Source organism: Roseibacterium elongatum DSM 19469 (assembly GCF_000590925.1).
GTDB lineage: Bacteria > Pseudomonadota > Alphaproteobacteria > Rhodobacterales > Rhodobacteraceae > Roseibacterium > Roseibacterium elongatum.
Map to the genome: position 1 here is coordinate 187031 of NZ_CP004372.1, position 26124 is coordinate 213154.

Consider the following 26124-nt stretch of genomic DNA (forward strand, 5'->3'; position numbering starts at 1 on the left):
CTATATCGGGGGGCATGTTCACGGAAATCCTGCGCCGCCTGACGGCCCCCGACCCCGATCCGCTGCCCTTCGACGATGCCCGCCTTGCGCTCGCGGCGCTGTTGGTGCGCATCGCGTGCTCCGATGACGATTATGCCGAGGTCGAGAAGGATCGCATCTCCGCCATCCTGCAAAAGCGCTACGGCCTCTCGCCCGACGCGGCCACCGCCCTGCGCATCGAGGCCGAGGCGTTGGAGGCCGAGGCCCCCGACACCGTCCGCTTCACCCGCGCCATCAAGGATTCGGTCCCCTACGAGGCGCGCGAAAAGGTGGTCGAGGCGATGTGGGACATCGTGCTGGCCGATGGCGAGCGCGACCACGAGGAAGACGCGCTGCTGCGCCTCGTCGCGCCGATGTTGGGCGTCAACGATCGCGACTCGAATCTCGCCCGCAAGAGGGTCGAAGACGCGCAGCGATGATCGCGTCACTGCCGATGTACCTGCGGCCCGAGAACCGGGACGCGCATGATGCGTGGTGGGCGCGGATCCGCGACGCCCTGCGCGTGCGGGGCATCGACGCGCCCGACGCCCTGTCGCAAGACGCCCCGATCCACGCGACCTGGGGCCGCGCCGATCTGGTGCTCGGGCAGATCTGCAACCTGCCCTACCGCAGCGCCTTCAAGGATCGCGTCACCCTGATCGCCCATGCCGATTTCGGCCTGCCGGGCACCGCGCCGGGCGATTACCATTCATGCCTCATCGCCCGCGCCGACGATCCACGCGCCACGCCACAGGCCTTCGACGGCGCGACGATGGCGATCAACGCGGCCGACAGCCACTCGGGCTGGGGCGCGCCCTGGATGCACATGCAGGTCCATGGCTATGCCCCCGCGCGCTGCGTGACCACGGGCGCGCATCGCGACAGCGCCCATGCCGTGGCCGAGGGGCGCGCCGATTTCGCCGCCATCGACGCCGTGACCTGGGCCATGCTGACCCGGTGGGATGGCGTGACACAGGCGCTGCGCGTGATCGGGCGCACCGCCTCCAGCCCCGGTCTGGCCTACATCACTGCCGGCGATGTGGACCCCGCCCCCTACCGCGCGGCCCTGGCCGAGGCGCTGAACGCCCTGCCGCCCGCCGCCCGCGCGATCCTGGGCATCCGGGCCATCACGCCCGCCGATCCGGCGCGGCACACCGCCTTGCCGATCCCACCAGCGCCTCCGAATTAGGCAATCGCCGCGAAATACGGCAAGGGCTACCGCTTTCCCGTAGGTCATTGCGCAAAGGACCGTTGCATTTGCCGCCTTCATGGGCACAAATCGCCAGACACCGACAGGGACGCTGCCAGACGTGACAGAACAGACACCGCCGGTCATCCAGATCACCGGGCTTCACAAGAGTTTCGGCGCACTCGATGTGCTGCGGGGCGTGGACCTGACCGCGCAGGCGGGCGACGTGGTGTCGCTGATCGGCTCGTCCGGATCTGGCAAATCGACGCTTCTGCGCTGCGCCAACCTGCTTGAGGACAGCCAGCAAGGCGACATCCGGTTCGAGGGCGAACCCGTGTCCTGGCGCGGCAGCGGCCATCGCCGCCAACCCGCCGACGCCGCGCAGGTGCGCCGCATCCGCACCAACCTGTCGATGGTGTTCCAGCAGTTCAACCTGTGGTCGCACATGACCATCCTGCACAACGTGATGGAGGCGCCGCTGACCGTGCTGGGCGAGGATCGCGACGAGGTCGAGGACCGCGCCCGCACCCTGCTGGACAAGGTCGGCATCGGCGACAAGGCCGATGCCTGGCCCGCGCAACTGTCGGGCGGGCAGCAGCAGCGCGCCGCCATCGCCCGCGCCCTTTGCATGCAGCCCCGCGCGCTGCTCTTCGACGAGCCGACCTCGGCGCTGGACCCCGAACTGGAACAGGAGGTCGTGCGCGTGATCCGCGCCCTGGCCGAGGAAGGGCGCACCATGATCCTGGTCACCCATGACATGCGTATGGCGCGCGATCTCAGCGATCACGTCGTGTTCCTGCACCAGGGCAAGATCGAAGAGGAAGGCCCCCCTTCCGAGCTTTTCGCCGCGCCGAAATCCGAGCGGCTTCGCCAGTTCCTCAGCCATGGTCAGGCCGCCTGACCGAGGCCCGAGGCGTTTCAAACCCAACCAGGGAGACCACCCGAATGAAAAAACTGATCGTGACCACCGCCCTTCTGGGCCTGATGGCCGGGGCGGCATCCGCCCAGGATGTCGTGCGCATGGGCACCGAGGGCGCCTATCCTCCGTACAACTTCATCAACGATGACGGCGAGATCGACGGCTTCGAGCGCGCCCTTGGCGACGAGCTGTGCGCCCGCGCCGAGCTGACCTGCGAATGGGTCCTGAACGATTGGGATTCGATCATCCCGAACCTGACCTCGGGCAATTACGACACGATCATCGCCGGGATGAGCATCACCGACGAACGCGACGAGGTGATCGACTTCACCCAAGCCTACATCCCGCCGACGCCCTCGATCTTCGTGGCACTGGACGAGGACGTCGATCTGAGCGGCGGCGTGATCGCGGCGCAGACCAATACCATCCAGGCGGGCTATATCGCCGCCGAGACCGAGGCCGTGCTGGTCGAGTTCGCAACGCCCGACGAAACCGTGGCCGCCGTGCGCAACGGCGAGGCCGACGCCGTTCTGGCCGATGCCGACTTCCTGCTCGATGCCGTGAGCTCCGACCCCGACCTGATGGTCGTCGGCGACCCCGTCGCCCTGGGCGGCGGCATCGGCATGGGCCTGCGCGAGGGCAACGACCTGATCGCGACCTTCGACGCGGCGATCACCTCGATGAAGGAAGACGGCACGCTGAACGCGCTGATCGTCGAGTGGTTCGGCGACGACGCCGTGACCTGGTGACCCGATCGCGGTGGGGGGTGGAAACCTTGCCCCCCGTCGCATTTTTTGACCCGGCCTGTGGATAAGCCCGGCTTATCCACAGATCGGCGGTGGACCGATGTTCGAATTCTGCACCGATCCCGAGACGCTTTCGACCTTTCGTTGGTTCAGCTGCTACCTGACCAACGGGGCGCATGTCCTGTTCTACCAAAGCTTTCTGACGGTGTTCGCGCTGCTGGCCGTGACCGCGCCCATCGCTTTGGCCTTCGGGTTCTTCGCCGCCGCCGGCGCGCGCAGCCCCGTCGCGCCGCTGCGCTGGCTGGGCAAGGGCTATACCGCGATGGTACGCGGCGTGCCCGATATCGTCTTCTTCCTGTTCTTCGTGCTCGTCCTCGATCAGGGGATCGAGTATCTGCGCCACGTGATCGCCTGCCCCGACTGGGACGACCCGATCCGGCAGGGCGCGAATTTCATCGTCTGCGACGCGGCCCGCACGCCGCAATCGACCAGCCCGCAGTGGGTGCACGAGGTCTACAATTTCGCGCTGGCGGTCTTCACCTATGCCATCGTCTTCGGGGCCTTCTGCGGCAATGTCCTGTTCGGCGCCATGCGCGCCGTGCCGCGTGCGCAGCTTGAGACCGCCGAAGCCTACGGCATGACGCGGCGCCAGACCTTCTGGCGCATCCTTGTGCCGCAGATGGTGGGTCTACGCGCTGCCGGGCCTGTCCAATATCTGGATGATCCTGATCAAGGCGACGCCGCTTCTGTTCCTGCTGGGCATCGAGGATGTGGTCTATTGGGCGCGCGAATTGGGCGGCAGCCGCAGCGGGGCCTATCAATACCCGCATCCCGACTGGCGCTTCTGGTATTTCCTGGGGCTTCTGGTCTTTTACCTCGCCTTCACACGCGTGTCGGAAATCGTGCTGGCGCGGCTGACCCGGAAACTGTCGCACGGTCAGGCCACCATGGCGGGCGAAGACATGCGAAAGGCTGCGGCATGATCTGCGGCGAGGCCCTGCAATCCTATGGTCTGCGCGCGCTGGGGTATGGCGAGCGCCTGCTGCCGCGCGGCGAGATCACGCTGTGCGATCAGGTGGTGCTGATCGGCTCGGGCATGATCTGGAATGTCTATTTCGCGGTGCTAGCGCTCCTCTTCGGGTTCGCCTTCGCGGTGCTCCTGGCGGTGGCCAAGAACACGCCGGGCCGGCTGATCCGCAAACCGGCGGAATGGTTCATCTTCGTCTTCCGCGGCTCGCCCCTCTTCATCCAGTTCTTCATGGCCTACGAGGCCTTCGTCATGCTGCCCCGCGTCGGCATCGAGTTCGAGCTGTTCGGCGTGATGATCGAGGCCGAGACCCGTTGGTTCGCCCGCGCCTGGCTGGGGGCGTTGATCGTGCTGTTTCTCAACACCTCGGCCTACACGGCCGAGATTTTCTACGGCGCGCTGCGCGCGGTGCCGCGCGGCGATCTCGAGGCGGCGGATGCCTACGGACTGTCCGGTTGGAAGAAGTTCCGCCGCATCACCTTTCCCACGATGCTACGCCTGGCCTGGCCTGCCTATACGAACGAGGCGATCTTTCTGTTCCACGCCACGGCGCTGGTCTTTTTCGCGTCCTTTCCGGCCTTTCAGCAGAAGGGCGACGCGCTCTATTACGCCAATTATTTCGCGGATCGCACCTTCAACCCCTTCATCCCCTACCCGATCGTGGCGGTCTATTTCGTGATTTTCACGCTGATCATCATCGCCCTGTTCGGCGCGATGAACCGCCACCTGAACCGCCACCTGCCGGGCGAGCAGAGGCCGCGATTGCGCTTGCGTCCGACCCTGATCCGGTAGCTATATCGGCGCATGGAAGCCTATCTTCACGACAATCCGCAGATCAAATCGATCCGCGTCGCCGCCGCCGACCTCAACGGCCAGCCGCGCGGCAAACGCATCGCGCGGCGCTACGCCGACAAGGCGATTGCCGAGGGGACGCGCTTTCCCTATTCGGTGCTGAACCTCGACATCTGGGGCGAGGATATCGACGACAGCCCCCTGGTTTTCGAGGCGGGCGATCCCGACGGCATCCTGATGCCGACCGAGCGCGGCTTTGTCCCGATGCCATGGCTGGATGCGCCGACCGCCCTTCTGCCGATCTGGATGTTCCACCATGACGGCCGCCCCTATGACGGCGATCCGCGCCAGGCCCTGGCCCGCGTCGTCGCCCGCTACGGCGAGCGCGGCCTGACCCCCGTGGTCGCCACCGAGATGGAATTCTACCTGATCGACGACCGCGGTCGCGAGTTGCGCGTGCCGCCCTCGCCCCGCTCGGGCAAGCGGCGCCACCAGGCCGAAATCCTCGCCATGCGGCAGCTCGATGCCTGGGACAATTTCTTCACCGCGCTTTACGACGCCTGCGAGGCGATGGACATTCCCGCCGACACCACGATTTCCGAGGCCGGGCCGGGTCAGTTCGAGATTAACCTGATGCATCAGGCCGACGCGCTGAAGGCCGCCGACGATGCGTGGCTGTTCAAGATCGCGGTCAAGGGGTTGGCGCGTCAGCACGGGTTCGCCGCCAGTTTCATGGCCAAACCCTATCCAGACTATTCCGGTAACGGGCTGCACACGCATTTCTCGGTGCTGGACGCGGGGGGCAACAACATCTTCGACGACCGCCGCGCGGGCGGCGCGGCGCGCCTTGGCCATGCCATCGCGGGCTGCATCGCGGCGATGCCCGGCTCGATGCTGGTCTTTGCGCCGCATGCCGGCAGCTATGACCGGCTGGTGCCCGGCGCCCATGCGCCGACCGGCATCGCCTGGGCGCATGAAAACCGCACCACCGCCCTGCGTGTCCCCTCGGGCAGCCCCGCCGCGCGGCGGATCGAACACCGCGTCGCGGGGGGCGACATCAACCCCTACCTGTTCCTCGCCGCCGTGCTGGGCGCCGCGCTGAACGGGATGGAGGATGAAGCGACCCCACCCGCCCCCATCACCGGCAACGCCTATGACAAGGATCTCGCGCAACTGCCCGCCAGCTGGGCCGAGGCGATCGAGGCCTTCGACCAAAGCCCCGAGATCGTGCGCATTTTCGCGCCCGAAATTCGCCGCAACTTCCTCGCCACCAAGCGGCAGGAACTGCGCTACATGGGCGAATTGTCCAAGGACGAGCAGCAGGACCTGTATCTCGACACGGTCTGAGCCGCCGGTCAGATCGTGATCTTCTCGACCAGGGTCTTGAGGATCTCGGCCGAGGCGCGCAGCCCCTCGGTCTCGTCGCGGTCCAGGTCGGGCATCAGGGTCGCCGACACGCCGTCGCGGCCGACCAGGCGGGGCAGCGACAGGGCCACATCGGGCACGCCCAGAACCTCGGCCTCGACGGTCGAGACGGACAGCACCGCCTGTTCGTCCCCCGCGATGGCGCCGACGATCCGGGCCAACCCGCCGCCGATCCCGTACCAGGTCGCGCCCTTGCCCTCGATGATCGTGTAGGCGGCATTGCGCACGCCGGTGTCGATCCGCCCGCGCACATCCGCCGTCAGGGCCGCGCCGATCTGGGCCGCGAAATCGGTCAGCGCGACCGACCCCGCCCGCGCGTTCGACCAGGCCAGAACCTCGCTATCGCCATGTTCGCCCAGCACATAGGCATGGACCGAGCGCGGCGAGATCCCCAGATGCCGCCCGATCAGCCAGCGAAACCGCGCGGTATCCAGGATCGTGCCCGACCCGATCACGCGGCCCGGCGGCAGGCCCGAGATGCGCGCGGTGACCTGCCCCATGATGTCCACCGGGTTCGAGGCGACCAGCAGGATCGCACCGGGGCAGACGGCCATCACCTCGCCCACCACGGCGCGAAAGACGGCGGCGTTGCGCTCCAGCAGGGCAAGCCGCGTCTCGCCCGGTTTTTGCGACACGCCGCAGGACAGGATGACCACATCCGCCCCGTCCAGATCGGCGTAATCGCCATGGCGCACGAGGGCCGGCGCGGCGAAAGGCACGGCGTGGGCGATATCCTCGGCCTCGGCGCGGGCGCGGGCGGTGTCGATATCGATGAACACGATCTCGCGCGCATGGCCGCGCTGGATCAGGGCAAACCCCGCCGCCGATCCGACCATGCCCGCCCCCACGATTCCGACCTTCATGCCCACCTCTCCGCGGTTTTTTGCAGGTGCAGCACAGCACGGAACGGCGGCCCATGGCAAACCCCGATCCGCGCCCACTTGTGCCGGGTCGCGGGCAGGCATAGCTTCGCGGCAGACCCTTTCGACGGATACCCCCCATGCGTATCGGCATCCTGCAAACCGGCCATGTCCCAGACGAGATCAAGGCCACGGACGGCGAATATGCCGACATGTTCGCCCGACTCTTCGAAGGGCGCGATTTCACCTATGACATCTACAATGTCGTGGACATGGCCTTTCCCGACGGTGTGGGCGCGGCCGAGGGCTGGCTGATAACCGGGTCGCGCCACGGCGCCTACGAGGATCACCCGTGGATCGCCCCGCTCGAGGATCTGATCCGCGCCATCCACGAGGCGGGGCGTCCGCTGGTGGGCATCTGTTTCGGCCACCAGATCATCGCGCAGGCCCTTGGCGGCAGGGTCGAGAAGTATTCCGGCGGCTGGTCCGTCGGGCGGCGCAGCTACCAGGTGGGCGAAACGACGCTGTATCTGAACGCCTGGCACCAGGACCAGGTCGTCGCCCTGCCCGAGGGGGGGGCGACCGTTCTGGGCCATAACGATTTCTGCGCCAATGCGGTGCTGGCCTTTGGCCCGCGCATCCTGACGGTGCAGCCGCACCCCGAGTTCGGCGCCTCGGTCGTGCAGGGGCTGATCGACCACCGCTCGGCCACCGTGCCCGACCCGTTGATCGCCGCCGCGCGCGCCGGGCTGAGCCGGCCCACCGACAACCCGCCCGTCGCCGATTGGCTGGCCGATGTGCTGGAGGGGGCCGATGCCACCGTCCTGCCGGGCAATTTCACGCGCGAGGTCCGCGCATGAGCGCCATGGGCTCCCTGATCGACCGCCTGCCCGAGGTCGCACAGGTCTACCTGGGCGGGCGCAGCATCGACGAGGTGGAATGCATCGTCGCCGACCTGGCCGGGGTCGCGCGCGGCAAGGCGATGCCGGGGGCGAAATTCGCCACCCAGACGCGGTTCTACCTGCCCAACTCGATCTTCTTCCAGACGATCACCGGGGATTGGGCCGACAACGCGCTGGATGCGGGCTTCACCGAACCCGACATGGTGCTGACCCCGGATTTCGACACCGCCCTGCCCGCGCCCTGGACGGCCGACTGGACGTTGCAGGTGATCCACGACATCGACGACCAGCAGGGGCAGCCGGTGCCCTATGCTCCGCGCAATGTGCTGAAACGCGTGGTCGAGCTCTATAACGCGCGTGGCTGGCAGCCCATCGTCGCCCCCGAGATGGAGTTCTACCTTGTGGCGCCCAACACCGACCCCGCGCGCGAGATCGAGCCGCCCATGGGGCGCTCGGGGCGGCGGGCGGCGGCGCGACAGGCCTATTCCATGTCGGCGGTCGATGAATACGGCCCCGTGATCGACGACATCTACGATTTCGCCGAAGCCATGGGGTTGGAAATCGACGGCATCCTGCAAGAGGGCGGCGCGGGCCAGATCGAGCTGAACCTGCGCCATGGCGATCCCGTCCGGCTGGCCGACGAGATGTTCTATTTCAAGCGGATGATCCGCGAGGCGGCGCTGAAACACGACTGCTACGCCACCTTCATGGCCAAGCCGATCGAGGGCGAGCCGGGCAGCGCCATGCATATCCACCACTCGGTGGTCGAGATCGAGACCGGGCAGAACATCTTTTCCGACGCCCAGGGCGACGAAACCCCCGCCTTCGGCCATTTCATCGGCGGGATGCAACGGCACCTGCCCTCGGTCATCGCGCTCTTGGCGCCTTACGTGAACAGCTATCGCCGCTACGTCCCCGACTTCGCCGCGCCGATCAACCTCGAATGGGGCCGCGACAACCGCACCACGGGGTTGCGCGTGCCGATCTCGGACGCCGATGGCCGCCGCGTGGAAAACCGCCTGCCCGGAATGGATTGCAACCCCTATCTGGGCATCGCCGCATCGTTGGCCTGCGGCTATCTGGGGCTGGTCGGGCAGATTGCGCCGGGCGAGCCCTGGGTCGGCGATGCCTATACGGGCGACGACAACATCCCGCGCGGCCTTGGCGCGGCGCTGGATTTGTTGCGCGGCGACGACGCCATCCGCGACGTGCTGGGGCACGCGTTCTGCCAAGTCTATGCGGCGGTGAAAGACCTTGAATACAACGAGTTCCTGCAAGTCATCAGCCCTTGGGAACGCGAGCATCTGCTGATGAACGTGTGACGCCGGCCATGAGCGCGCTGTTTCGCAACGACCGCCCCGGCAGCCATGCACCCTCGGTCTACGCCGCCGCCCTGCCGCCGCCGTCCCTGCGCCCCGCCTTGCAGGGCGCGATCACGGCAGATGTGGCGATCCTGGGCGCGGGGTTCACCGGGCTGTGGGCCGCGCTGACCCTGGCCCGCGCCGGGCGGCGGGTTGTGGTGCTGGACGCGCATCGCGTGGGGTTCGGCGCCTCGGGGCGAAATGGCGGGCAGGTGCATTCGGGCTATAACAAGCCGCTCGACTGGCTCGAGGCGAAACTGGGCGACACGCGCGCCCGCGCGCTGTGGGACCTGTCCGAAGGGGCCAAGGACCAGTTGCGCGATTTCTGCGCCGCCCATGCGCCCGAGGCCGCCTTTCGCCCGGGCATCGCCCACGGTGTCTACAGCGCCGCCGAGTTGGACGAGACCCGCGCCGAGGCCGATCATGTCGCGGCCAGGACCGGCCAGACCGCCAAGGTGATGGACGCGGACACGTTCGGCGCGCTCGTCAAATCGCCGCTCTACAAGGGCGGCATCCTCGACCACACGGGCGGGCACCTGAACCCGCTGGCCTATGCCCGCGCCTTGGCGCGCGAGGCCGAAGCGGCGGGCGCGGCGATCTACGAGCAAAGCGAGGTGACCGGCATCGAGGACGGCGCGCAGGTGGTGCTGACCACCGCCGGGGGGCGCGTCATCGCCGATCACGCCATCATCGCGGGCAATGGCTATCTGCCCAATATCCTGCCGCAGGTGAATGCGCGGGTGATGCCGATCAACTCCTTCATCGCCGCGACCGAGCCGCTGCCCGACACATGGCGCGACGTGCTGGCCGAGGATATTGCCGTGGCCGATTCCCGCTTCGTGGTGAACTACTATCGGTTTTCCGAGGATCGCCGGTTCCTTTTCGGCGGGCGCGAGAGCTATTCCATCGGCTTTCCCGCCGACATCTCGACCGCGCTGGTGGCGCGGATGACGCGGCTGTTCCCGCAGCTTTCGGGCATGGGCATCGCCCATGTCTGGGGCGGGTCGCTGGGCATCACGGTGCCGCGCCTGCCCTATCTGGCGCGCCTTGGCCCGCGGATGCTGTCGGCGGCCGGGTTCTCGGGGCATGGTGTGGCGCATGCGGGCATGGCCGGGCGGATCATGGCCGAGGCCGTGATGGGGCAAGAGGACGGGCTGGCCGCCTTCGAGGCGCTGCCCATCCCGCGCTTTCCCGGCGGCACGGCGCTGCGCGCGCCGATCCTGACCCTGGCCATGACGTGGTTCTCGCTGCGCGACCGTCTGGGCCTCTGACCCTTTGACAGTGTCATTTTTCTTTCACTGGCCCTTTGCGGCCCTTTCCGAGTATAAGAATTTCGAAAAGGGACTTTTCGAAAAGGTGAAACCATGGCGCCCACCCAAACCGGCCTGGCCCCCAATGTCTATGACGCCGAACCCATCCCCGAGGCCGCCCGCGCCGAGATCGACCGCCTGATGCAATCGGGCGACCTGTTCCGCTATACCGCGCCGGCGGATGCGCCCGTGGCCCTGCTGGAACGCGAATTCGCCGACATGATGGGCGTGAAATACGCGCTGGCCGTGTCGTCCTGTTCGGCCGCGATCTTCCTGTCTCTGGAAGCGCTGGGGCTGGAGGCCGGGGCGCGCGTGCTGATCCCCGCCTTCACCTTCGCCGCCGTGCCCTCGGCCATCGTGCATGCGCGCATGCAGCCTGTGCTGGTCGAGGTGGGCGAGAATTACCGCATCGACATGGACGATTTCAAAGCCAAGCTCGATGACAGCATCTCGGCCGTCATCATCAGCCACATGCGCGGCCACACTTCCGACATGGATGCGATCATGGCGCTGTGCGACGCCGCCGGCATTCCCGTGATCGAGGATGCGGCCCATTCGCTGGGCACCACCTGGCACGGCAAGAAGATCGGCACGATCGGCGCGGTCGGCTGCTTCTCGTTCCAGTCCTACAAGATGCTGAACGCGGGCGAAGGTGGCATCCTGATCTCGAACGATGCCGACGTGATCGCGCGCGCCGTGATCCTGTCGGGCGCCTACGAGCATAACTGGAAAAAGCACAAGGGCCCCGAGGGGCAGAACGACCCGGAACTGGCGATGGCCTTTGCCCGCTGGCAAAACAAGCTGCCGCTCTACAACATGCGGCTGCAGAACCTGTCGGCGGCGGTGATCCGCCCGCAGATCCCCGAACTGGCCCGCCGTGTGCGCGACGGGCGGGCGAACCACGACTATGTCGCCGGGCTGTTGAACACGTCGCCTTGGTTGAACGTGCCCGACGCCCTGCCCCCCGAGGAACGCGCACCCGACTCGATCCAGTTCAACCTTGTCGGCGTCGAGACCGACGACCAGGCCCGCGCCTTCGCCGCCGCCGCCGAGGCGCGCGGCGTCAAGGTGCAGGTCTTTGGCCTGTCCAAGGATAATGCGCGCGCCTATTGGAACTGGCAGTTCATCCCCGGCGACATGCCAGATCTGCCGCAGACCCGCGCCATGCTGATGCGCGCCTGCGACGTGCGCCTGCCCGCCCGCCTGAAAAAGCCCGAACTGGATTTCGTGGCCGATGCGCTGCTGGCCGCTGCCGAGGACGTGATGGCGGAGGCACGCGCCTACGGCACCTGAGCCGAAAAATCTTCTCGAAGATTTTTCGGGTGGGAAGAGTTTTCGTGAAAACTCTTCCCGTCGCGTTTCTGCCGACCGCTTCGGCAGATCGTCATGGGCGATGGACAGTCTGACAGGCCGTGGATAGCGTGCCGATCAGCCTAGCCCATGAGGATCGCGATGAACGACCATGCCCCCAATTCCTGGGAAGCCCGCGCCGAGGAATACTCGCTCTACGGGTTCACCGATCTGCCCTCGGTCCGCGACCGCGGCACCGTCGTCGTCACCCATGGCGAGGGCCCCTATATCGTCGACACCAACGGCACCCGCTATCTCGACAGCAATTCGGGCCTTTGGAACATGGTCGCGGGGTTCGACCACACGGGTCTGATCGAGGCGGCCAAGGCGCAGTACGACCGTTTTCCCGGCTATCATGCGTTTTTCGGGCGGATGTCGGACCAGACCGTCGCCCTGTCGGAGCGGTTGATCGAGGTGTCGCCCTTTGCCCGGGGCAAGGTGTTCTACACCAACTCGGGCTCCGAGGCGAACGACACCATGGTCAAGATGCTGTGGTTCCTGAACCGCGCCACGGGCCGGCCGCAGGCGCGCAAGATCCTGACGCGCAAGAACGCCTATCACGGGGTCACCGCCATCTCGGCCTCGATGACGGGCAAACCTTATAACGAGGTGTTCGGCCTGCCGCTGGATGGGTTCATCCACCTGACCTGCCCGCATTATTGGCGCGAGGGGCGCGACGGCGAAAGCGAAGCGCAGTTCACCGCGCGAATGGCCGCCGAGTTGGACGAGGTCATCGCGCGCGAAGGCGCCGACACGATCGCGGGCTTCTTCGCCGAGCCGGTGATGGGCGCGGGCGGGGTCATTCCGCCCTCGGGGGGCTATTTCCAGGCGATCCAGCCGATCCTGAAGAAACACGGCATCCCGCTGATCTCGGACGAGGTGATCTGCGGCTTCGGCCGGACGGGCGAGGTCTGGGGCTGCGAGACCTACGGGTTCATGCCCGACGCCATCATCTCGTCCAAGGCGCTGACGGCGGGGTATTTCCCGATGGGCGCGGTAATCCTCGGCCCCGATCTGACCGACAGGCTGCAAGAGGCAATCGACACGATCGAGGAGTTCCCGCACGGATTTACCGCCTCGGGCCACCCGGTCGGCTGTGCCGTGGCGCTGAAAGCCATCGATGTGGTGCTGGAGGAGGGGCTGCTGGACATGGTGCGCGCAGGCGCGCCGCGGATGCAGGCCGGTTTGGCCGAGATCGCCAGGCACCCCAATATCGGCGAGCTGCGCGGCATCGGCTACATGTGGGCGCTGGAGGCGGTGAAGGACCGCGACGGCAAGGTGCCATTCGACGGGTCATTGTCGGTGAGCGAGCGCATCGCCAATACCTGCACCGATCACGGGCTGATCTGTCGTCCGCTGGGGCAATCGGTGGTGCTGTGCCCGCCCTTTACCCTGACCGATGCGCAGATGGACGAGATGATCGCAAAGCTGGACGCATCCCTGAAACAGGTCTTCGCCGAGGTCGCCTGAGCCGCGCCGGGAAGCGGAAAAAGGGCGCGACAGCGCGCCCTTTCCTACATCTTGCTGAGCTTGGATTGCAGGTCGGCGAGCTGTTTGCGGATGTCGGCCAGCTCCTTTTCCGAGCTTTCGCCATCGCCCGCCGGCCTTGAGGCGCTGTCAGTCGGGGGACGGGCCGGACCAGCTGTTGCCCACGCCGCCCATCATCGCCTTCATGAAGGCCTCTTGCTGCGCGCGCATCGCCTCGAAGCCGGGCATGCTGGCCATGGGGTTCATCGCGGTCATGTTCTCGACCATTTTCGACTGCCCCTCTTTGAGCATGTCGAAACTCATGGCCAGGAAATCGGGCACGACGGATTGCGCCTGCGTGGTGTAGCTGCGCACCAGGTCGGTCAGCACGGCGATGGGCAGGACGCTTTCGCCGCGGCTTTCATGTTCGGCAATGATCTGAAGGAGATACTGGCGCGTCAGGTCATCGCCCGATTTCAGATCGACGATCTTGACCTCGCGCCCGGCGCGAATGAAGCCCGCGATGTCCTCGAGCGTGACGTAGTCGGACGTCTCGGTGTTGTAGAGACGCCGGCTGGCGTAGCGCTTGATCAAAAGCGGTTCCGATGGCTGGGCCATGCTCCTCTCCCCTTCCTGCAATGCAGCATCGCTCAGCCTAAGCGCATCGCAGCGAAAAGCAATCAACCTTTTCGGACCGTTCCTTTACAAGAAAAGGGCGGGTCCGTCGGACCCGCCCTTCCTAGGTTTCGCGGCGGTGGGGAGGACACCGTCCGCGAAATCCGGTTGCCTGCGCCGCAGGCCCGCCGCGCGATCACTTCGCGGTGGCGGCTTTCTTGGCGGCGGTGGTCACTTCGCTGGTGGCCTTCTTGACGGCAGCGGTGGCTTCTTCCGAGGCTTCCTTGCCAGCGGCCATCATCAGCTCGACGGTTTCCATCTGGACCTTCTTGGCGACTTCGGCGAAGGCGGCCATGGTCTCGGCCGACATTTCCGCCGTTGCCGATGCGAAATCGGTCATGGCTTTGGTGTAGTCGGTCGGCTCTTCCTTGACGGAGGCGACGTCGCCCATCTTGGCGATGGTGTCTTTCGTCCACTTCGACGAGATCTCGGTCGATTTCTCGGCGGCGTCGAGGACGACCTTCGACATCTTCTCGCCCATCGCGGCCGAGTTCTTGAACGCGTCGCTGTAGGCGGACATGTCCATCGGGAAGGCGTTCATCATTTCGGTCATGTACTTGGTGAAATCGGTGTTGGCCATCGGGGTGCTCCTTGGTGCGCCGGGGTTCGGCTTTGCTGCATCTGCAAAACAATATGGATGCTGCAGTGCAGCAAGTCAAGGTTTTTTCTGCACCGCAGCATTGCACCCCAAGGCAGGTTGCCTCCCCAAGGGAAATCAATCGTTTGTCGTTTCCAGCACGTAGGTTCCCGGCGCGGGGGCCAGCACCTCGTAGCCCGCAGCCCCCGGATCGCGGGCCGGAACCTGCTTGCCCGACCGACTCGCCAGCCACTTGCCCCAGCGCGGCCACCACGAGCCTTCGTGATAGGTCGCGCTGTCCTGCCATTCCTCGGGCGTGAGGGTCAGGTCCTCATTGGTGAAATGACCGTATTTCATCTTGGACGGCGGGTTGATGATGCCCGCGATATGGCCCGACTCCGACAGGATGAAGGTCTTGTTCCGCGACCCCATCTTTTGCACGCCGCGGAAACTGTCCTTCCAGGCCGCGATATGGTCGGTCTCGCAGGCGATGGCGCAGACGGGCACGGTGACGTCCTTGATCTGCAGCGTCTCGCCCAGCAACTCGAAACCGTCCTCGGTCAGCGCGTTGGCCTGACACAGGCCGCGCAGGTACTGCACCGTCATCTTGCCGGGCAGGTTGGTCGAATCGCCATTCCAGAACAGCAGATCGAAGGCCGGCGGCTGTTCGCCCAGCATGTAGCTGCGGATGGCGGGCTGATAGACCAGATCCTGCGCGCGCAGGAACGAAAAGGTCTTGGACATGTAGTAGCTGTCGAGATAGCCGGCCTCGTCCACCTGCCGTTCGATCGCATCGACGAAATCATCCTGCAAAAAGACGGTAAACTCGCCCTGCTCGGAAAAATCGGTCAGCGTGGTGAAGAAGGTGGCCGATTTGATCGACGTGTCGCCCCGTTTCTTGAGCAGCGACAGGGTCAGTGACAGGGTGGTGCCCGCCACGCAATAGCCCACGGCGTTCACCTGTTTCTCGCCGGTGATGTCCTTGGCGACCTCGATCGCCTTCAGATACCCCTCTTCGATATAGGTATCGAGACCGGCATCGGCATAGCTTGCGTCGGGGTTCTTCCAGCTGACCACGAAAAGGGTAAAGCCCTGCTCGACGATCCAGTTGATCAAGCTGTTCTTGGGCTTGAGATCCATGATGTAGAACTTGTTGATCCAGGGCGGAAAGATGATCAGCGGCGTGCGATGCACCGTCTCGGTCTTGGGGGTGTACTGGATCACCTCCATCATGCGGTTGCGATAGACCACCGCGCCCTCGGACACGCCGATATTCTCACCGACCTTGAACGCACCGGGATCGGCCAGCATCGGCAGCAGGTCGCCGCGCCGCGCCTCGATGTCGCGCACCAGGTTCTCCAACCCCTTGACCAGGCTCTCGCCCTCGGTCTCGACGGCGCGTTCCAGCGCGTCGGGGTTTGTCGCCAGATAATTGGTGGGCGAGAACAGGTCGATCACCTGTCGGGCAAAGAACTCCACCCGCTGCTTGTCGCGCGGATCGAGCCCCTCGAGCTCGGTCACGGCATCCTCGATCGCACGGGCGCCCAGCAGGTACTGCTGTTTGACGAAGTTGAAATAGGGATGGGTCTGCCACAGGGGGTTGGAAAAGCGCTTGTCGGTCGGGCCGTCCTCGGGCTCGGGCAGGGTGAAGTGCCCCTGCGCCATGGCGTTCTGCATCTCGACGAACTGGGCCATGGTCTTGCCCCAATACTCCACCTGCGTCTCGATCAGCTTGGTGGGGTTGGTCATGACCTCCGACCAATAGGCCGCTCCGGCCTTGAGATACAGGTCCTGCCCCGGCCCCTCCAGGCCCACATCCCCCGGCGTCTTCTCGGCCAGCGCCGCAACCAGTCGCTTGGACAGCGACTCGACCTTTTGCAGGTTTTCGTTGAGGCGATTCAGGTTCTCTCCCATCGCGGCTCCTCCCTCGTCGCTCGGTCCTACCTTGATTTCATCTCTTTTATGCGGCATTTCCGAAATATGCGATGCCTTGGTGAGGGGGTGGCGCAATGAATTGAACCGGGCCGGGGCCGAAACGCCCCGTTCAGCCGTGGGCATGCCGCGGCGTTGCCGCAGGAGACGACGATGCGACAGCTTCTCACCTACGATTTCATGGAATCCATGCGCGTGACCAATCAGTGGATGGGGTCGACGGCGCGCGCCATGTGTTCCTACCCGCAACTGGGTCTTGCCGCGAATCCGGTCTTCAACCTGATGGCCGCCTGGGGCGAGGTGACCGAACGCAGTTTCGCCCGCATGGTGGCGAAACCCGATTGGGGCATCTATTCCATCCCCGGCGATGACGGGCGCGACCACATCGTCTCGGTCGAGACCGTGGTGCCCCGCCCCTTCGGCGATCTGATCCGCTTTCAGGTCAGCGGCCGCGCGCCCACCGGGCGCAAGGTTCTGCTGGTTGCGCCCATGTCGGGCCATTACGCGACGCTCCTGCGCTCCACCGTGCTCAGCCTGCTGCCCGATTGTGACGTCTACATCACCGATTGGCACAATGCGCGCGACATCCCGGTCAGCGCCGGCAAGTTCGATGTCGAGGATTACACCCTCTACCTCGTCGACTTCCTGAAAGAGATGGGGCCCGATACCCATGTGATCGCCGTCTGCCAGCCAGCGCCCTTGGCCCTGGCCGCGACCGCCTACCTGGCCGAGGAAGACCCCAAGGCGCAGCCGCGCACCCTGACGCTGATCGGCGGGCCGATCGACCCGGATGCCGCCGCGACCGATGTCACCGATTTCGGCAATCGCGTCACCATGGGCCAGCTTGAACAGCACGTGATCCAGCGTGTCGGCTTCAAATACGCGGGCGCCGGGCGGCTGGTCTACCCGGGCCTGCAGCAGCTGACCAGTTTCATGGCGATGAACGCGGAAAAACACGCCAAGGCCTTTACCGACCAAATCCTGCGCGTCGCCAAGGGCGAGGCGGGCGATCACGACAAGCACAACAAGTTCTACGACGAATACCTCGCCGTGATGGACATGACGGCCGAGTTCTACCTCACGACGGTCGAACGCATCTTCAAGGGCCTCGAGATCGCGCAGAACAGGTTCGTCGTTGACGGCAAGCAGGTCGATATCGGCAAGATCACCACCGTCGCGGTCAAGACGGTCGAAGGCGGCAAGGACGATATCTCGGCCCCCGGCCAATGCGTGGCCGCGCTGGACCTTTGCACCGGCCTGCCGCCCGAGAAAAAGGCCAATTACCTTGAACCCAACGCGGGCCATTACGGGATTTTCGCGGGCAAAAGCTGGCGCAACAACATCCGCCCGCTGGTGCTGGATTTCATCGACGCCAATTGCGACGTGCCGAAAGCCCCGGTGAAAGACACCGCCACCGCGGCTGAATGAGGGGGCGGCACTAGCCCGCCGTCCACCCCCCATCGACCAGGATCGCGGTCCCCGTCACCATCGCCGCGGCATCCGAGGCGAGGAACAGGACCGCGCCCATGATGTCCTCGACCCGGCCGACGCGGCCCAGCTTGATCTTGCTCTCGATCCAGGCGCGTTTCTCGGGATCGGCAAAGGTCGGTTCGGTCAGGGGCGTGCGGATGAAGGTCGGGCACACCGTGTTCACGCGAATGCCGCGACCGCCCCATTCGGTCGCCATCGCCTTGGTCATCCCCTCGACCGCGTGCTTCGAGGCGCAATAGACCGCCCGGTCGAGCCCGCCCACATGGCCCATCTGGCTGGAAATCTGGATGATCGATCCGCCGCCCGCGCCCATCCGGCGTGCCGCCTCCTGCGCGAGGTGATAGGCCGCCTTCACGTTCACCGCCATCACCGCGTCATAATCCGCCTCGGCCGTCTCCAGCGCCGGGCCGTGCCGGGCGAGGCCGGCCGAGTTGACCAGAGCATCCAACGGCCCGACCCGGTCCATCGCCGCGACCACCGCCGCCCGATCGGTGACATCCAGCGCCAGCGCCTCGGACGACAGGCCCGCGCCCTGCATCTCCGCCACGCTTGCCTGCAGCTCCGCCTGCCCGCGCGCGGCGACGACGACATGCCGCCCCCGCCTCGGCCAGCGCCATGGCGCAGCCCAGCCCGATGCCGCGCGATCCACCGGTCACAAGGGCGCGACGGCCGTCCAGTCGAAAGCTCGGGGTGCGCGGAAGGGTCATCTCGGCTCCTCTGGATGAAAAACGGGTTTGCAAAACATGTCAGGGGATAACCCTGTGAACAAGCTGTGGGAACCACGCAAACCCACAACCCCATCTTTATCCTTCAAATATGCAAAGGGGGGCAAGGGGGCGCAGCCCCCAAAAGGGGTGGGCGGGCGGGCCCGCCCAGCCCGTCCAAATCACTCGGCCGCGTCGCGCCAGGGCGCGCCCTCGCCATAGGGCACGTTCCGGCCCCCGTAGCGGCGCACCCGGATGTTGCATTGCTCGGCGTGGCCCACGAACCCCTCCAGCATGCACAGCCGCGAGCCGTATTCGCCGATCAGCGTCGCCGCCTCGTCGGTCAGCACCTTCTGGTAGGAATGCGTCTTGAGGAACTTGCCAACCCACAGGCCCCCGGTGTAGCGCCCGGCGCGCTTGGTCGGCAGAGTGTGGTTCGTGCCGATCACCTTGTCGCCATTGGCCACATTGGTCCGCGGGCCCAGGAACAGCGCGCCGTAATTGGTCATCTTCTCCAGGTACCAGTCGTCGCGGTCGGTCATCACCTGCACATGCTCATAGGCCATCTCGTCGGCCACGCGCAGCATCTCGTCATGATCCTCGCACAGGATCACGTCGCCATAATCCTGCCAGCTGGCCGAGGCGGTCTCTGCCGTGGGCAAAATTCCCAGCAGACGGTCCACCTCGGCCAGCGTGGCCTCCGCGAGTGTGCGCGAATTGGTGATCAGGCAGGCGGGGGAGTTGTAGCCATGCTCGGCCTGGCCCAGCAGATCGGTCGCCACCAGCTCGGCATCCACCGTGTCGTCGGCGATCACCATCGTCTCGGTCGGCCCGGCGAACAGGTCGATGCCGACGCGCCCGAAAAGCTGCCGCTTGGCCTCGGCCACGAAGGCATTCCCGGGCCCCACCAGCATGTCGACCGGCGCGATGCTTTCGGTTCCCAGCGCCATGGCGCCCACCGCCTGCACCCCGCCCAGGCACAGGATCTCGTCCGCGCCACCCTCATGCATGGCGGCCACGATGGCGGGGTGCGGCTTGCCGCCAACCGGCGGCGCGCTGGCCACGATCCGGCCCACGCCCGCCACCTTGGCCGTCAACACCGACATATGCGCCGAGGCGACCATGGGAAACTTGCCCCCCGGCACGTAGCAGCCGACCGAGTTCACGGGGATGTTGCGATGGCCCAGGATCACGCCGGGCAGCGTTTCGACCTCGATATCGCGCATGCTCGCTTTCTGCGCCTCGGCAAAGCGGCGGATCTGGTCCTGCGCGAAACGGATATCCTCCATCTCGCGGGTCGAGACCTGGCTCATCGCGGCCTCGATCTCGGACCCGGTCAGCCGAAACGCCTCGGGCGTGTAGCCGTCGAATCTCGTCGACAGGTCGCGCACGGCCACATCGCCACGCGTTTCGATATCCGACAGGATGCCTTCGACCACCTCGCGCGTTTTCGCATCATCCTCGGCCCGTTCGGCCTCGGGCTTGCCGCGCTTGAGATACTCCGCCATCGCTGATCCTCCTGAGGAATGTCGGGCGGAGGATTCCCCATTTTGCATACGAATGCAATAATGCTCTTCAGTCCGGGCAGATGGCGGCGCGATAGGCGGCGATGGCCTCTGCTAGGTCCTCGGCCCGGCCGGGCAGGACGGACAGATAAAGCGCCTCGTCGATATAGATGGACAGGCCCACATCCGCTGCGCCGCCCCCATGCGCAAAGACATCCTCGCGCAGGACATTGATCCGCGCGGCCAGGGGGCCGAAGGCGCCCGACTGGACACGCGCGAACAGGTCGCGCAGCGCGTCGTTCAGCATGTCCTGCGGCAGATCGCGGGCATATTCCGCTTCCATGAGGTCGAGGATCGTGTCCGCCGCCCGGCGCAATTCGGGCAGATGCGCCTCGGCGACCGGGAACTCGGCGATGCTGAAGGCGGGCACATCCGCGTCCTCGATCACCCGCATCGCGCCGGCGACGGGGGCCAGCAACGAAAGATCGAAGCGCATCTCGTCGCGCCCTGCTAGCATCTCGACACGCCGTCCGCCCGCCACCTCGACCCAGACCGGCGCGGGGGTGAGCGTCTCGATCCGCAGCGCGCAGCCCGCCAGCGTGACGGTCATCTGACGGTTGAGCGTGGCGTTATCGGCGACATCGGCGATCAGGGCGGCCAGGGCCATGGGATCGGCGGGGTCGGCGGGTTGCGCGGCCAAGGGCGTGGCCGCGCAAAGGGCAAGGGCAAGCGCCGCACGAACGGGGCGAAAGGGCATGGGCGACCTCCGGTCGATCTGAAACCGACCCCAGGCTAGCCCGTCTGACGCCCTGCCCCCAAGCCTTCAGCGAATGGCCAGCCCGCCCGCATCGAAGAAATGCAGCTTGCCAGGGGCAAAGCGCAGGCCCACGGGCGCGCCGTTGCGGTGTTCGGCCTCGCCATCCACGCGCACGGTCAACTTGCCCGCCGCATCGCAATCGACGATCAGGAAGGTGTCGGCGCCCAGGTATTCCACCAGGTCGATGCGCCCATCCAGATCGCCGGTGCCGGGGGGCACGATCTCGATCGCCTCGGGGCGGATGCCCAGTTTGACCGCGCCATCCTTGCCCGGCGCAGCACCGCTGCGCCCGTCTTCGAGGTGGTATTCCCCGCCCGACACCGAACAGGGCAGGATGTTCATCTTGGGGCTGCCGATGAATTCCGCCACGAACAGGTTGCCGGGCCGCTCATACAGCTCTTTCGGCGTGCCCACCTGCGCGATGGTACCGAAATCCAGCACCACGATGCGGTCGGCCAGCGTCATCGCCTCGACCTGGTCATGGGTGACGTAGATCATGGTCGAGTCGAGATGCTCGTGCAGCTTGGCGATTTCATAGCGCATTTCGACGCGCAGCGCGGCGTCGAGGTTCGACAGCGGCTCGTCGAACAGGAACGCGGTGGGGTCGCGCACGATGGACCGCCCGATGGCCACGCGCTGCCGCTGCCCGCCCGACAGGTCCTTGGGCCGCCGGTCGAGATAGGGCTCAAGGCGCAGCACGCGGGCGGCCTCGGCCACCTTGGCCTCTTGCTCCTCTTTCGGGGCGCCGGCGGTTTTCAGGGAAAAGCCCATGTTTTCGGCCACCGACATATGCGGGTAAAGCGCGTAGGACTGGAACACCATGGCAAGGCCGCGCTTGGCCGGCGGCTCGGCCGTGGCGTCGCGCCCGTCGATCACGATCTCGCCGCGGCTGGTTTCCTCGAGCCCCGCGATCATGCGCAACAGCGTGGATTTCCCGCAGCCCGAGGGGCCGACGAAAATCACGAATTCGCCATCCCCGATGGACAGGTCCACACCCTTGATGACCTGCACGTCGCCGAACCATTTCTCGACGGATTTCAGCTGGATCGATCCCATCGCTCAGTCCTTTTTCTGCCCGCGGATGGCCGAGGGGCTGGCCCAGGCCAACCACACCGCCGCCGTCCAGGTGAACGTGGCCCCACCGGCGGGCGTGCCGTCGATCGGGCTGAAATACTCGGCAAAGCCGTTTTCCGCGATCAGCCGCGCGGTATCGGCGCGCACGCGGTCGGCCTGCTCGGCCAGGCCGGCCTCCTCCATGCCGTTGCCGGCGAGGTAGTTCATCACCCCCCAGACCGGCCCGCGCCAATAGCGCAGATGGTCGAATTTCGGCCCCTCGGGGTCATGGCTGGGCAGGGCAAACGGGCTGCGCGCCAAAAGGGCGTCGAGCGCGGGCACCGCCCGGTCGTCGCGCAGGCCCGCCCACCAGCACAGGAAAGAGGCGTTCGAGAGCGACCCGGCGAAATTGCCGGTGCGCAGGTTCTTCGCGTCATAGGCGCCGATCCCGGGGTTCCAGAGGGTCTCGGCCCCCTCTTCCAACCTGGCGACCCAGTTGCGGATCTCGCCCGCATCCTCGCCCAGCACCTCCGCCATCGCGGCAAGGTCGCGGGTCGAGCGCAGGGTGGTGAAACTCATCGTCGGGTCGGCCACACGAAACGGGCTTTCCGCGGCAATCGCCGCCTCGTCCCATTTGCGGTCGCGCCCGAACTGCACCAGCCAGATGTAGCGGTCGTAATCCTCTTTCGTGGGGCGCATGCGCGGATCGACATGGCCGGTGTCGCGGCGCGTGTAAGGCTGCACGCCCACCGGATCGACGCCGGCCATCGCCTCGTCCCAATCCGGCGCGTTGTCGCGGCCCGCTTCCCACGGGTGGGTGATGACGACGGCCCCGGTTTCGGCCCGTGCCGCCATGATCCAGCGGTGATAGGCCAGAAGCTTGGGAAACAGCGCGCGCAAGCGGTCTGCGCCCGCAGCCGGGTCGGCGCGGTAGATGCGCCACGCGAGCGAGGCCGCAACGGGCGGTTGGCTGATCCCCGAGGAGGCGACAGCGCACGCCCCCCGCCCCACGGCATCCTCGGTCCCCCATACATCGGGGCCGGGGAAATAGCCCGGATCGGGCCGGTGAAACAGGATATGGGGCACCATTCCGTTGTCCCACTGGCCCGAGAACAGCGTCTCGACCTCGGTCCAGGCGCGGTCGTTATTCACTGCGGCAAAGCCCAGCCCCGCAAAGGCCGAGTCCCAGTTCCACTGATAGGGATAAAGCCCGTCGGTCGGCACCGTATAGCCGCCCCGGTCGTTCAGCTCCAGAATGCGCCGCGCCTCGGCATCTAGGGCGGCCACGTCGATGTCGGTCAAGATATCGGTCATCCTTTAACACTCCCCGCGGTCAGGCCGCGCGTCATGAATTTCTCAAGCCCCAGAAACAGGGCCATCACCGGCACGGTGGCGATCACCGCCCCCGCCATCAGGTGCTGTCGCGGGATCTCGGAGGAATTGAGCGAGGCGATCCCCCGTGTCAGCGTGAATTTCGACGGATCATCCAGCAGCATGAAGGCCAGCAGGAACTCGTTCCACGCGATCATGAAGACATAGAGCGAGACACTGGCCAGCGCCGGCAGCGACAGGGGCAGCGTGATCTTCCAGATCACCTGCAGCCGGTTCAACCCGTCCATCAGCCCGGCCTCTTCCACCTCGCCCGGCAAGCCACGGAAATACCCCTGCAACATGTAAAGCGCGACGGGGATCGTCGTGACCGGGTAGATCATCACGATCCCGGTGATCGAGTTGCGCAGCCCCGTCATCGAGAAGACGATGTAGATCGGCAGCGCCAGCACGATCATCGGCACCATGTAGATCAGCAGGATCGACCGGCTGAGCGACTTCTGCCCGCGGAACTTCAACCGGGCCACGGCATAGGCGCCCGGGATCGAGAAGGCGAGCGTGATGAAAACGGTCAGCACCGAGACATAAAACGATGTCCACATGTACTGGCCGAAGTTGAAGTCGCGGAACAGCTCGGAATAGCTGCGGAACAGGTCCCATCCCTGGCTCAGATCGATCGAGAAATCGAGCGGGTTGGCGATGAGCTCCCCCTGGGTCTTCAGGCTGGTCATCACCATCACGTAAAACGGGATGGCCACGATCGCCGTGAAGAAGATGTAGCCGAACCCGGTCAGGAAACGGATCACCGCCTCTTCCCATTCGTGCCGGTTCAACGCGCCGCGTGCCGCGCCGGCCATCATCACCATGACCGGCCAGGCCAGACCGACGCCAAACCCGACCCCGGCCGCCAGATGCCCGCCGAGGCCCACCGTGTCGGCCACGTGGATCGGGCTGACCGGCGTATAGCTCAGCGCCACGCCCAACACCGCCGCCCCGACCGCCAAGAGCCAACCCACCCTGTTTTCCGGCGCCGCCAGCCCGACCAGAGCACCCAGCACCAGGCACCCCCACAGGCCGGGGCGGAACGCCTCGCCGGTGGTAAAGCTCAGCAACACCGCCAGCGTGGTCGCCATCACAAAGGCCCAGAGCACACCCAGGATCGGGCCGGTCACATATCCGTATCTGAGCAGGCTCATCCGATCCCGCCTCCCTTCATCTTGGCCAAAAACCTCTCGGGGGAGCGCGAGGGGGCAGACAGCCCCCTCGCACGGGTCGCTGCCGCAGGCAGCGAAACACCCGCGCCATGGGCCGCCGCCCGCCCGTCGCTTGAAACGTCCACTGGACGTTTCATCGGCTGCGCCGCACCGCCATGGGGCTCCGCCCGTTGTTCGCTTGAAACGTCCACTGGACGTTTCATCGGCTGCGCCGCACCGCTCACAACCCCTCCTCCCGCGAGATGAAGCGGAAAAAGGCCCAACTGAACATCAGCAGACAGAGCAGGATGACCACGGCCACCGCCGCGCCCGCGCCGATATTGCTGACCGCGAAGGCCTGTTCATAGACATTCACCGTCAGCGTCCGGGTGCCCGCGTTGCCCCCCGTCAGCAGGAAGATGTCGTCGAACTTGTTGAAGGTCCAGATGAAGCGCAGCAGGAACAGGACCGACAGGATGCCCATCAGCATCGGCAGCGACAGGTAGCGGAATTTCTGAAACGGGCTCGCGCCGTCCACATCCGCCGCCTCGTACATGTCGTGGTCGATCGACTGCATCCGCGCCAGGATGAACAGGAAGGACAGCGGAAAGTAGCGCCAGATCTCGAACACCGTCACCATGATCAGCGCCAGAGGCCGCTCGCCGAAGAAATTGATCGTGTCGTCGGTCACGCCCATCTGCACCAGCAGCGCATTCACGCTGCCCGAAAACGGGTCGAGCAGGATCACCCAGGTAAAGGCCACCGCGATGACCGGGGCGACATAGGGGAACAGGTAAAGCCCCCGCAGCACCCCCTGCCCGCGAAAGGATTTGTTCAGCAGCATCGCTGCGAACAGGCCTACGACCAGCGCCCCGATCGTGCCAACCACCGTGTAGAACAGGGTGGCATAGATCACGGTCCAGAATTCGCGGGCGTCGAACACCTCGCGGAAATTGTCCAGCGTGAACTCGGCATTGGTCAGAATGTTCTCGGCCTCGCCGGTGATCTCGACGGGTGTGGCATCCTCGATCGCATCCTCCAGGGCCTCCGGGTCGCCCTCCAGCGTGGCGGGTATTTCCAGCGTCAGGCGGCCGCCGGGCTCCAGCGTGCCGATCTCGCAGGTCAGGGCCGCGCCCGACACCGCGCAGATCTCGGGCAACGCACCGACACGCACGCCCACGGGCAGGGTATCGCGCAGCACGGTGTTGCGGATCGGCTCGTCCCGGCTGCTGTTGCGGATGCGGTAGCGCAAGGTGGCGACCGCCGCGTCGGCATCGCGCAGATCCTCGCGCACCACCGGCGCGGGCGGGCGCAGATCGGCCAGGCCCACCGGTTTGACCGAGATCCAGAAGATCGCCAGCAAGGGCAGGATGACCACCAGCATCACGCTGGTCAGCGTCGGCAGGAGAAGGCCCCAGGCCAGCCGCGCCTCGCGGCGGGCCAGTGGGCCCCGTCCTTTCGGAGGGGTCGCGGATTGCATCT

Annotated in this window: 21 protein-coding genes and 3 pseudogenes; 13 read left to right on the top strand and 11 right to left on the bottom strand. The window is 66.0% G+C overall.

The genetic code is table 11. The annotated features are described in order from the left end of the window. Positions 1-14: 14 nt before the first annotated feature. From ROSELON_RS00970 to ROSELON_RS00995, 7 genes and pseudogenes are all read left to right on the top strand, one after another. On the top strand, positions 15-458 hold the full coding sequence (locus ROSELON_RS00970) for a tellurite resistance TerB family protein (protein WP_025310594.1): 444 nt from the start codon (positions 15-17) through the stop codon (positions 456-458). After that, on the top strand, positions 455-1207 hold the full coding sequence (locus tag ROSELON_RS00975) for a phosphate/phosphite/phosphonate ABC transporter substrate-binding protein (protein ID WP_025310595.1): 753 nt from the start codon (positions 455-457) through the stop codon (positions 1205-1207). The genes ROSELON_RS00970 and ROSELON_RS00975 overlap by 4 nt, the downstream gene beginning before the upstream one ends. A gap of 121 nt (positions 1208-1328) precedes the next feature. Then, a complete protein-coding gene (locus ROSELON_RS00980; RefSeq protein ID WP_025310596.1) occupies positions 1329-2108 on the top strand; it encodes an ABC transporter ATP-binding protein in 780 nt (259 codons plus the stop codon). A gap of 44 nt (positions 2109-2152) precedes the next feature. After that, positions 2153-2875 carry a transporter substrate-binding domain-containing protein gene (locus ROSELON_RS00985; protein WP_025310597.1) on the top strand — a complete coding sequence of 241 codons (723 nt, stop codon included), beginning with the start codon at positions 2153-2155 and terminating at the stop codon, positions 2873-2875. 97 nt (positions 2876-2972) lie between these two features. Beyond that, a pseudogene (locus tag ROSELON_RS17675) lies at positions 2973-3855 on the top strand (ABC transporter permease). Further along, positions 3852-4691, top strand: a complete 840-nt coding sequence (locus ROSELON_RS00990) for an ABC transporter permease (RefSeq protein WP_025310598.1) — start codon at positions 3852-3854, stop codon at positions 4689-4691. The pseudogene ROSELON_RS17675 and the gene ROSELON_RS00990 overlap by 4 nt, the downstream one beginning before the upstream one ends. A gap of 12 nt (positions 4692-4703) precedes the next feature. Beyond that, entirely contained in the window at positions 4704-6038 is a 1335-nt protein-coding gene (locus tag ROSELON_RS00995) for a glutamine synthetase family protein (protein WP_025310599.1), read from the top strand. A gap of 8 nt (positions 6039-6046) precedes the next feature. On the opposite strand, the gene ROSELON_RS01000 is transcribed toward ROSELON_RS00995, so the two are convergent. Then, positions 6047-6979: an L-lactate dehydrogenase gene (locus ROSELON_RS01000; RefSeq protein ID WP_025310600.1), complete on the bottom strand. Its 933-nt coding sequence runs from the start codon at positions 6977-6979 to the stop codon at positions 6047-6049. A 137-nt stretch (positions 6980-7116) separates the two neighbouring features. On the opposite strand from ROSELON_RS01000, the gene ROSELON_RS01005 reads away from it, so the two are divergent. The 5 genes from ROSELON_RS01005 (at position 7117) to ROSELON_RS01025 (ending at position 13369) form a co-directional block, all read left to right on the top strand. Next, positions 7117-7836 (top strand): type 1 glutamine amidotransferase, encoded by a 720-nt coding sequence (locus ROSELON_RS01005; protein ID WP_025310601.1) that lies wholly within the window; start codon positions 7117-7119, stop codon positions 7834-7836. Between the two features lie 5 nt (positions 7837-7841). Further along, positions 7842-9200 (top strand): glutamine synthetase family protein, encoded by a 1359-nt coding sequence (locus ROSELON_RS01010; RefSeq protein ID WP_025310602.1) that lies wholly within the window; start codon positions 7842-7844, stop codon positions 9198-9200. An 8-nt stretch (positions 9201-9208) separates the two neighbouring features. Further along, on the top strand, positions 9209-10510 hold the full coding sequence (locus ROSELON_RS01015; protein WP_025310603.1) for an NAD(P)/FAD-dependent oxidoreductase: 1302 nt from the start codon (positions 9209-9211) through the stop codon (positions 10508-10510). Between the two features lie 93 nt (positions 10511-10603). Next, positions 10604-11842: a DegT/DnrJ/EryC1/StrS family aminotransferase gene (locus ROSELON_RS01020; RefSeq protein WP_038650027.1), complete on the top strand. Its 1239-nt coding sequence runs from the start codon at positions 10604-10606 to the stop codon at positions 11840-11842. Positions 11843-12001: 159 nt separating this feature from the next. Then, positions 12002-13369: an aminotransferase gene (locus tag ROSELON_RS01025; RefSeq protein ID WP_025310605.1), complete on the top strand. Its 1368-nt coding sequence runs from the start codon at positions 12002-12004 to the stop codon at positions 13367-13369. A gap of 44 nt (positions 13370-13413) precedes the next feature. Here the strand turns inward: ROSELON_RS01025 and phaR are convergent. The 3 genes and pseudogenes from phaR to phaC all read right to left on the bottom strand — a co-directional run bounded on the left by phaR (position 13414) and on the right by phaC (position 16532). Further along, a pseudogene (gene phaR, locus ROSELON_RS01030) lies at positions 13414-13984 on the bottom strand (polyhydroxyalkanoate synthesis repressor PhaR). Positions 13985-14177: 193 nt separating this feature from the next. Beyond that, positions 14178-14621, bottom strand: coding sequence for a phasin family protein (locus ROSELON_RS01035; protein ID WP_025310606.1), 444 nt, complete (start codon positions 14619-14621; stop codon positions 14178-14180). A gap of 135 nt (positions 14622-14756) precedes the next feature. Next, positions 14757-16532 carry a class I poly(R)-hydroxyalkanoic acid synthase gene (gene phaC, locus ROSELON_RS01040; RefSeq protein ID WP_025310607.1) on the bottom strand — a complete coding sequence of 592 codons (1776 nt, stop codon included), beginning with the start codon at positions 16530-16532 and terminating at the stop codon, positions 14757-14759. A 171-nt stretch (positions 16533-16703) separates the two neighbouring features. Between phaC and phaZ the strand changes: the two genes are divergently transcribed. Then, the gene (phaZ, locus tag ROSELON_RS01045) at positions 16704-17978 is read left to right on the top strand and encodes a polyhydroxyalkanoate depolymerase (protein WP_025310608.1); all 1275 of its coding nucleotides are present in this window, start codon (positions 16704-16706) and stop codon (positions 17976-17978) included. A gap of 10 nt (positions 17979-17988) precedes the next feature. Here phaZ and ROSELON_RS01050 read toward each other — a convergent pair. From ROSELON_RS01050 to ROSELON_RS01080, 7 genes and pseudogenes are all read right to left on the bottom strand, one after another. Further along, positions 17989-18748 (bottom strand): annotated as a pseudogene (locus tag ROSELON_RS01050) (SDR family NAD(P)-dependent oxidoreductase). Positions 18749-18927: 179 nt separating this feature from the next. Further along, on the bottom strand, positions 18928-20253 hold the full coding sequence (hisD, locus tag ROSELON_RS01055) for a histidinol dehydrogenase (protein ID WP_025310609.1): 1326 nt from the start codon (positions 20251-20253) through the stop codon (positions 18928-18930). Between the two features lie 67 nt (positions 20254-20320). Then, on the bottom strand, positions 20321-21007 hold the full coding sequence (locus ROSELON_RS01060) for a hypothetical protein (RefSeq protein ID WP_025310610.1): 687 nt from the start codon (positions 21005-21007) through the stop codon (positions 20321-20323). Positions 21008-21073: 66 nt separating this feature from the next. Beyond that, entirely contained in the window at positions 21074-22123 is a 1050-nt protein-coding gene (locus tag ROSELON_RS01065) for an ABC transporter ATP-binding protein (RefSeq protein WP_025310611.1), read from the bottom strand. Between the two features lie 3 nt (positions 22124-22126). Continuing rightward, the gene (locus ROSELON_RS01070) at positions 22127-23434 is read right to left on the bottom strand and encodes an MGH1-like glycoside hydrolase domain-containing protein (RefSeq protein ID WP_051508329.1); all 1308 of its coding nucleotides are present in this window, start codon (positions 23432-23434) and stop codon (positions 22127-22129) included. Then, positions 23431-24645, bottom strand: coding sequence for a carbohydrate ABC transporter permease (locus tag ROSELON_RS01075; RefSeq protein ID WP_025310613.1), 1215 nt, complete (start codon positions 24643-24645; stop codon positions 23431-23433). Before ROSELON_RS01075 ends, ROSELON_RS01070 begins: the two co-directional genes overlap by 4 nt. Before the next feature lie 238 nt (positions 24646-24883). Continuing rightward, positions 24884-26122 carry a carbohydrate ABC transporter permease gene (locus ROSELON_RS01080; protein WP_025310614.1) on the bottom strand — a complete coding sequence of 413 codons (1239 nt, stop codon included), beginning with the start codon at positions 26120-26122 and terminating at the stop codon, positions 24884-24886. Positions 26123-26124 lie beyond the last annotated feature (2 nt).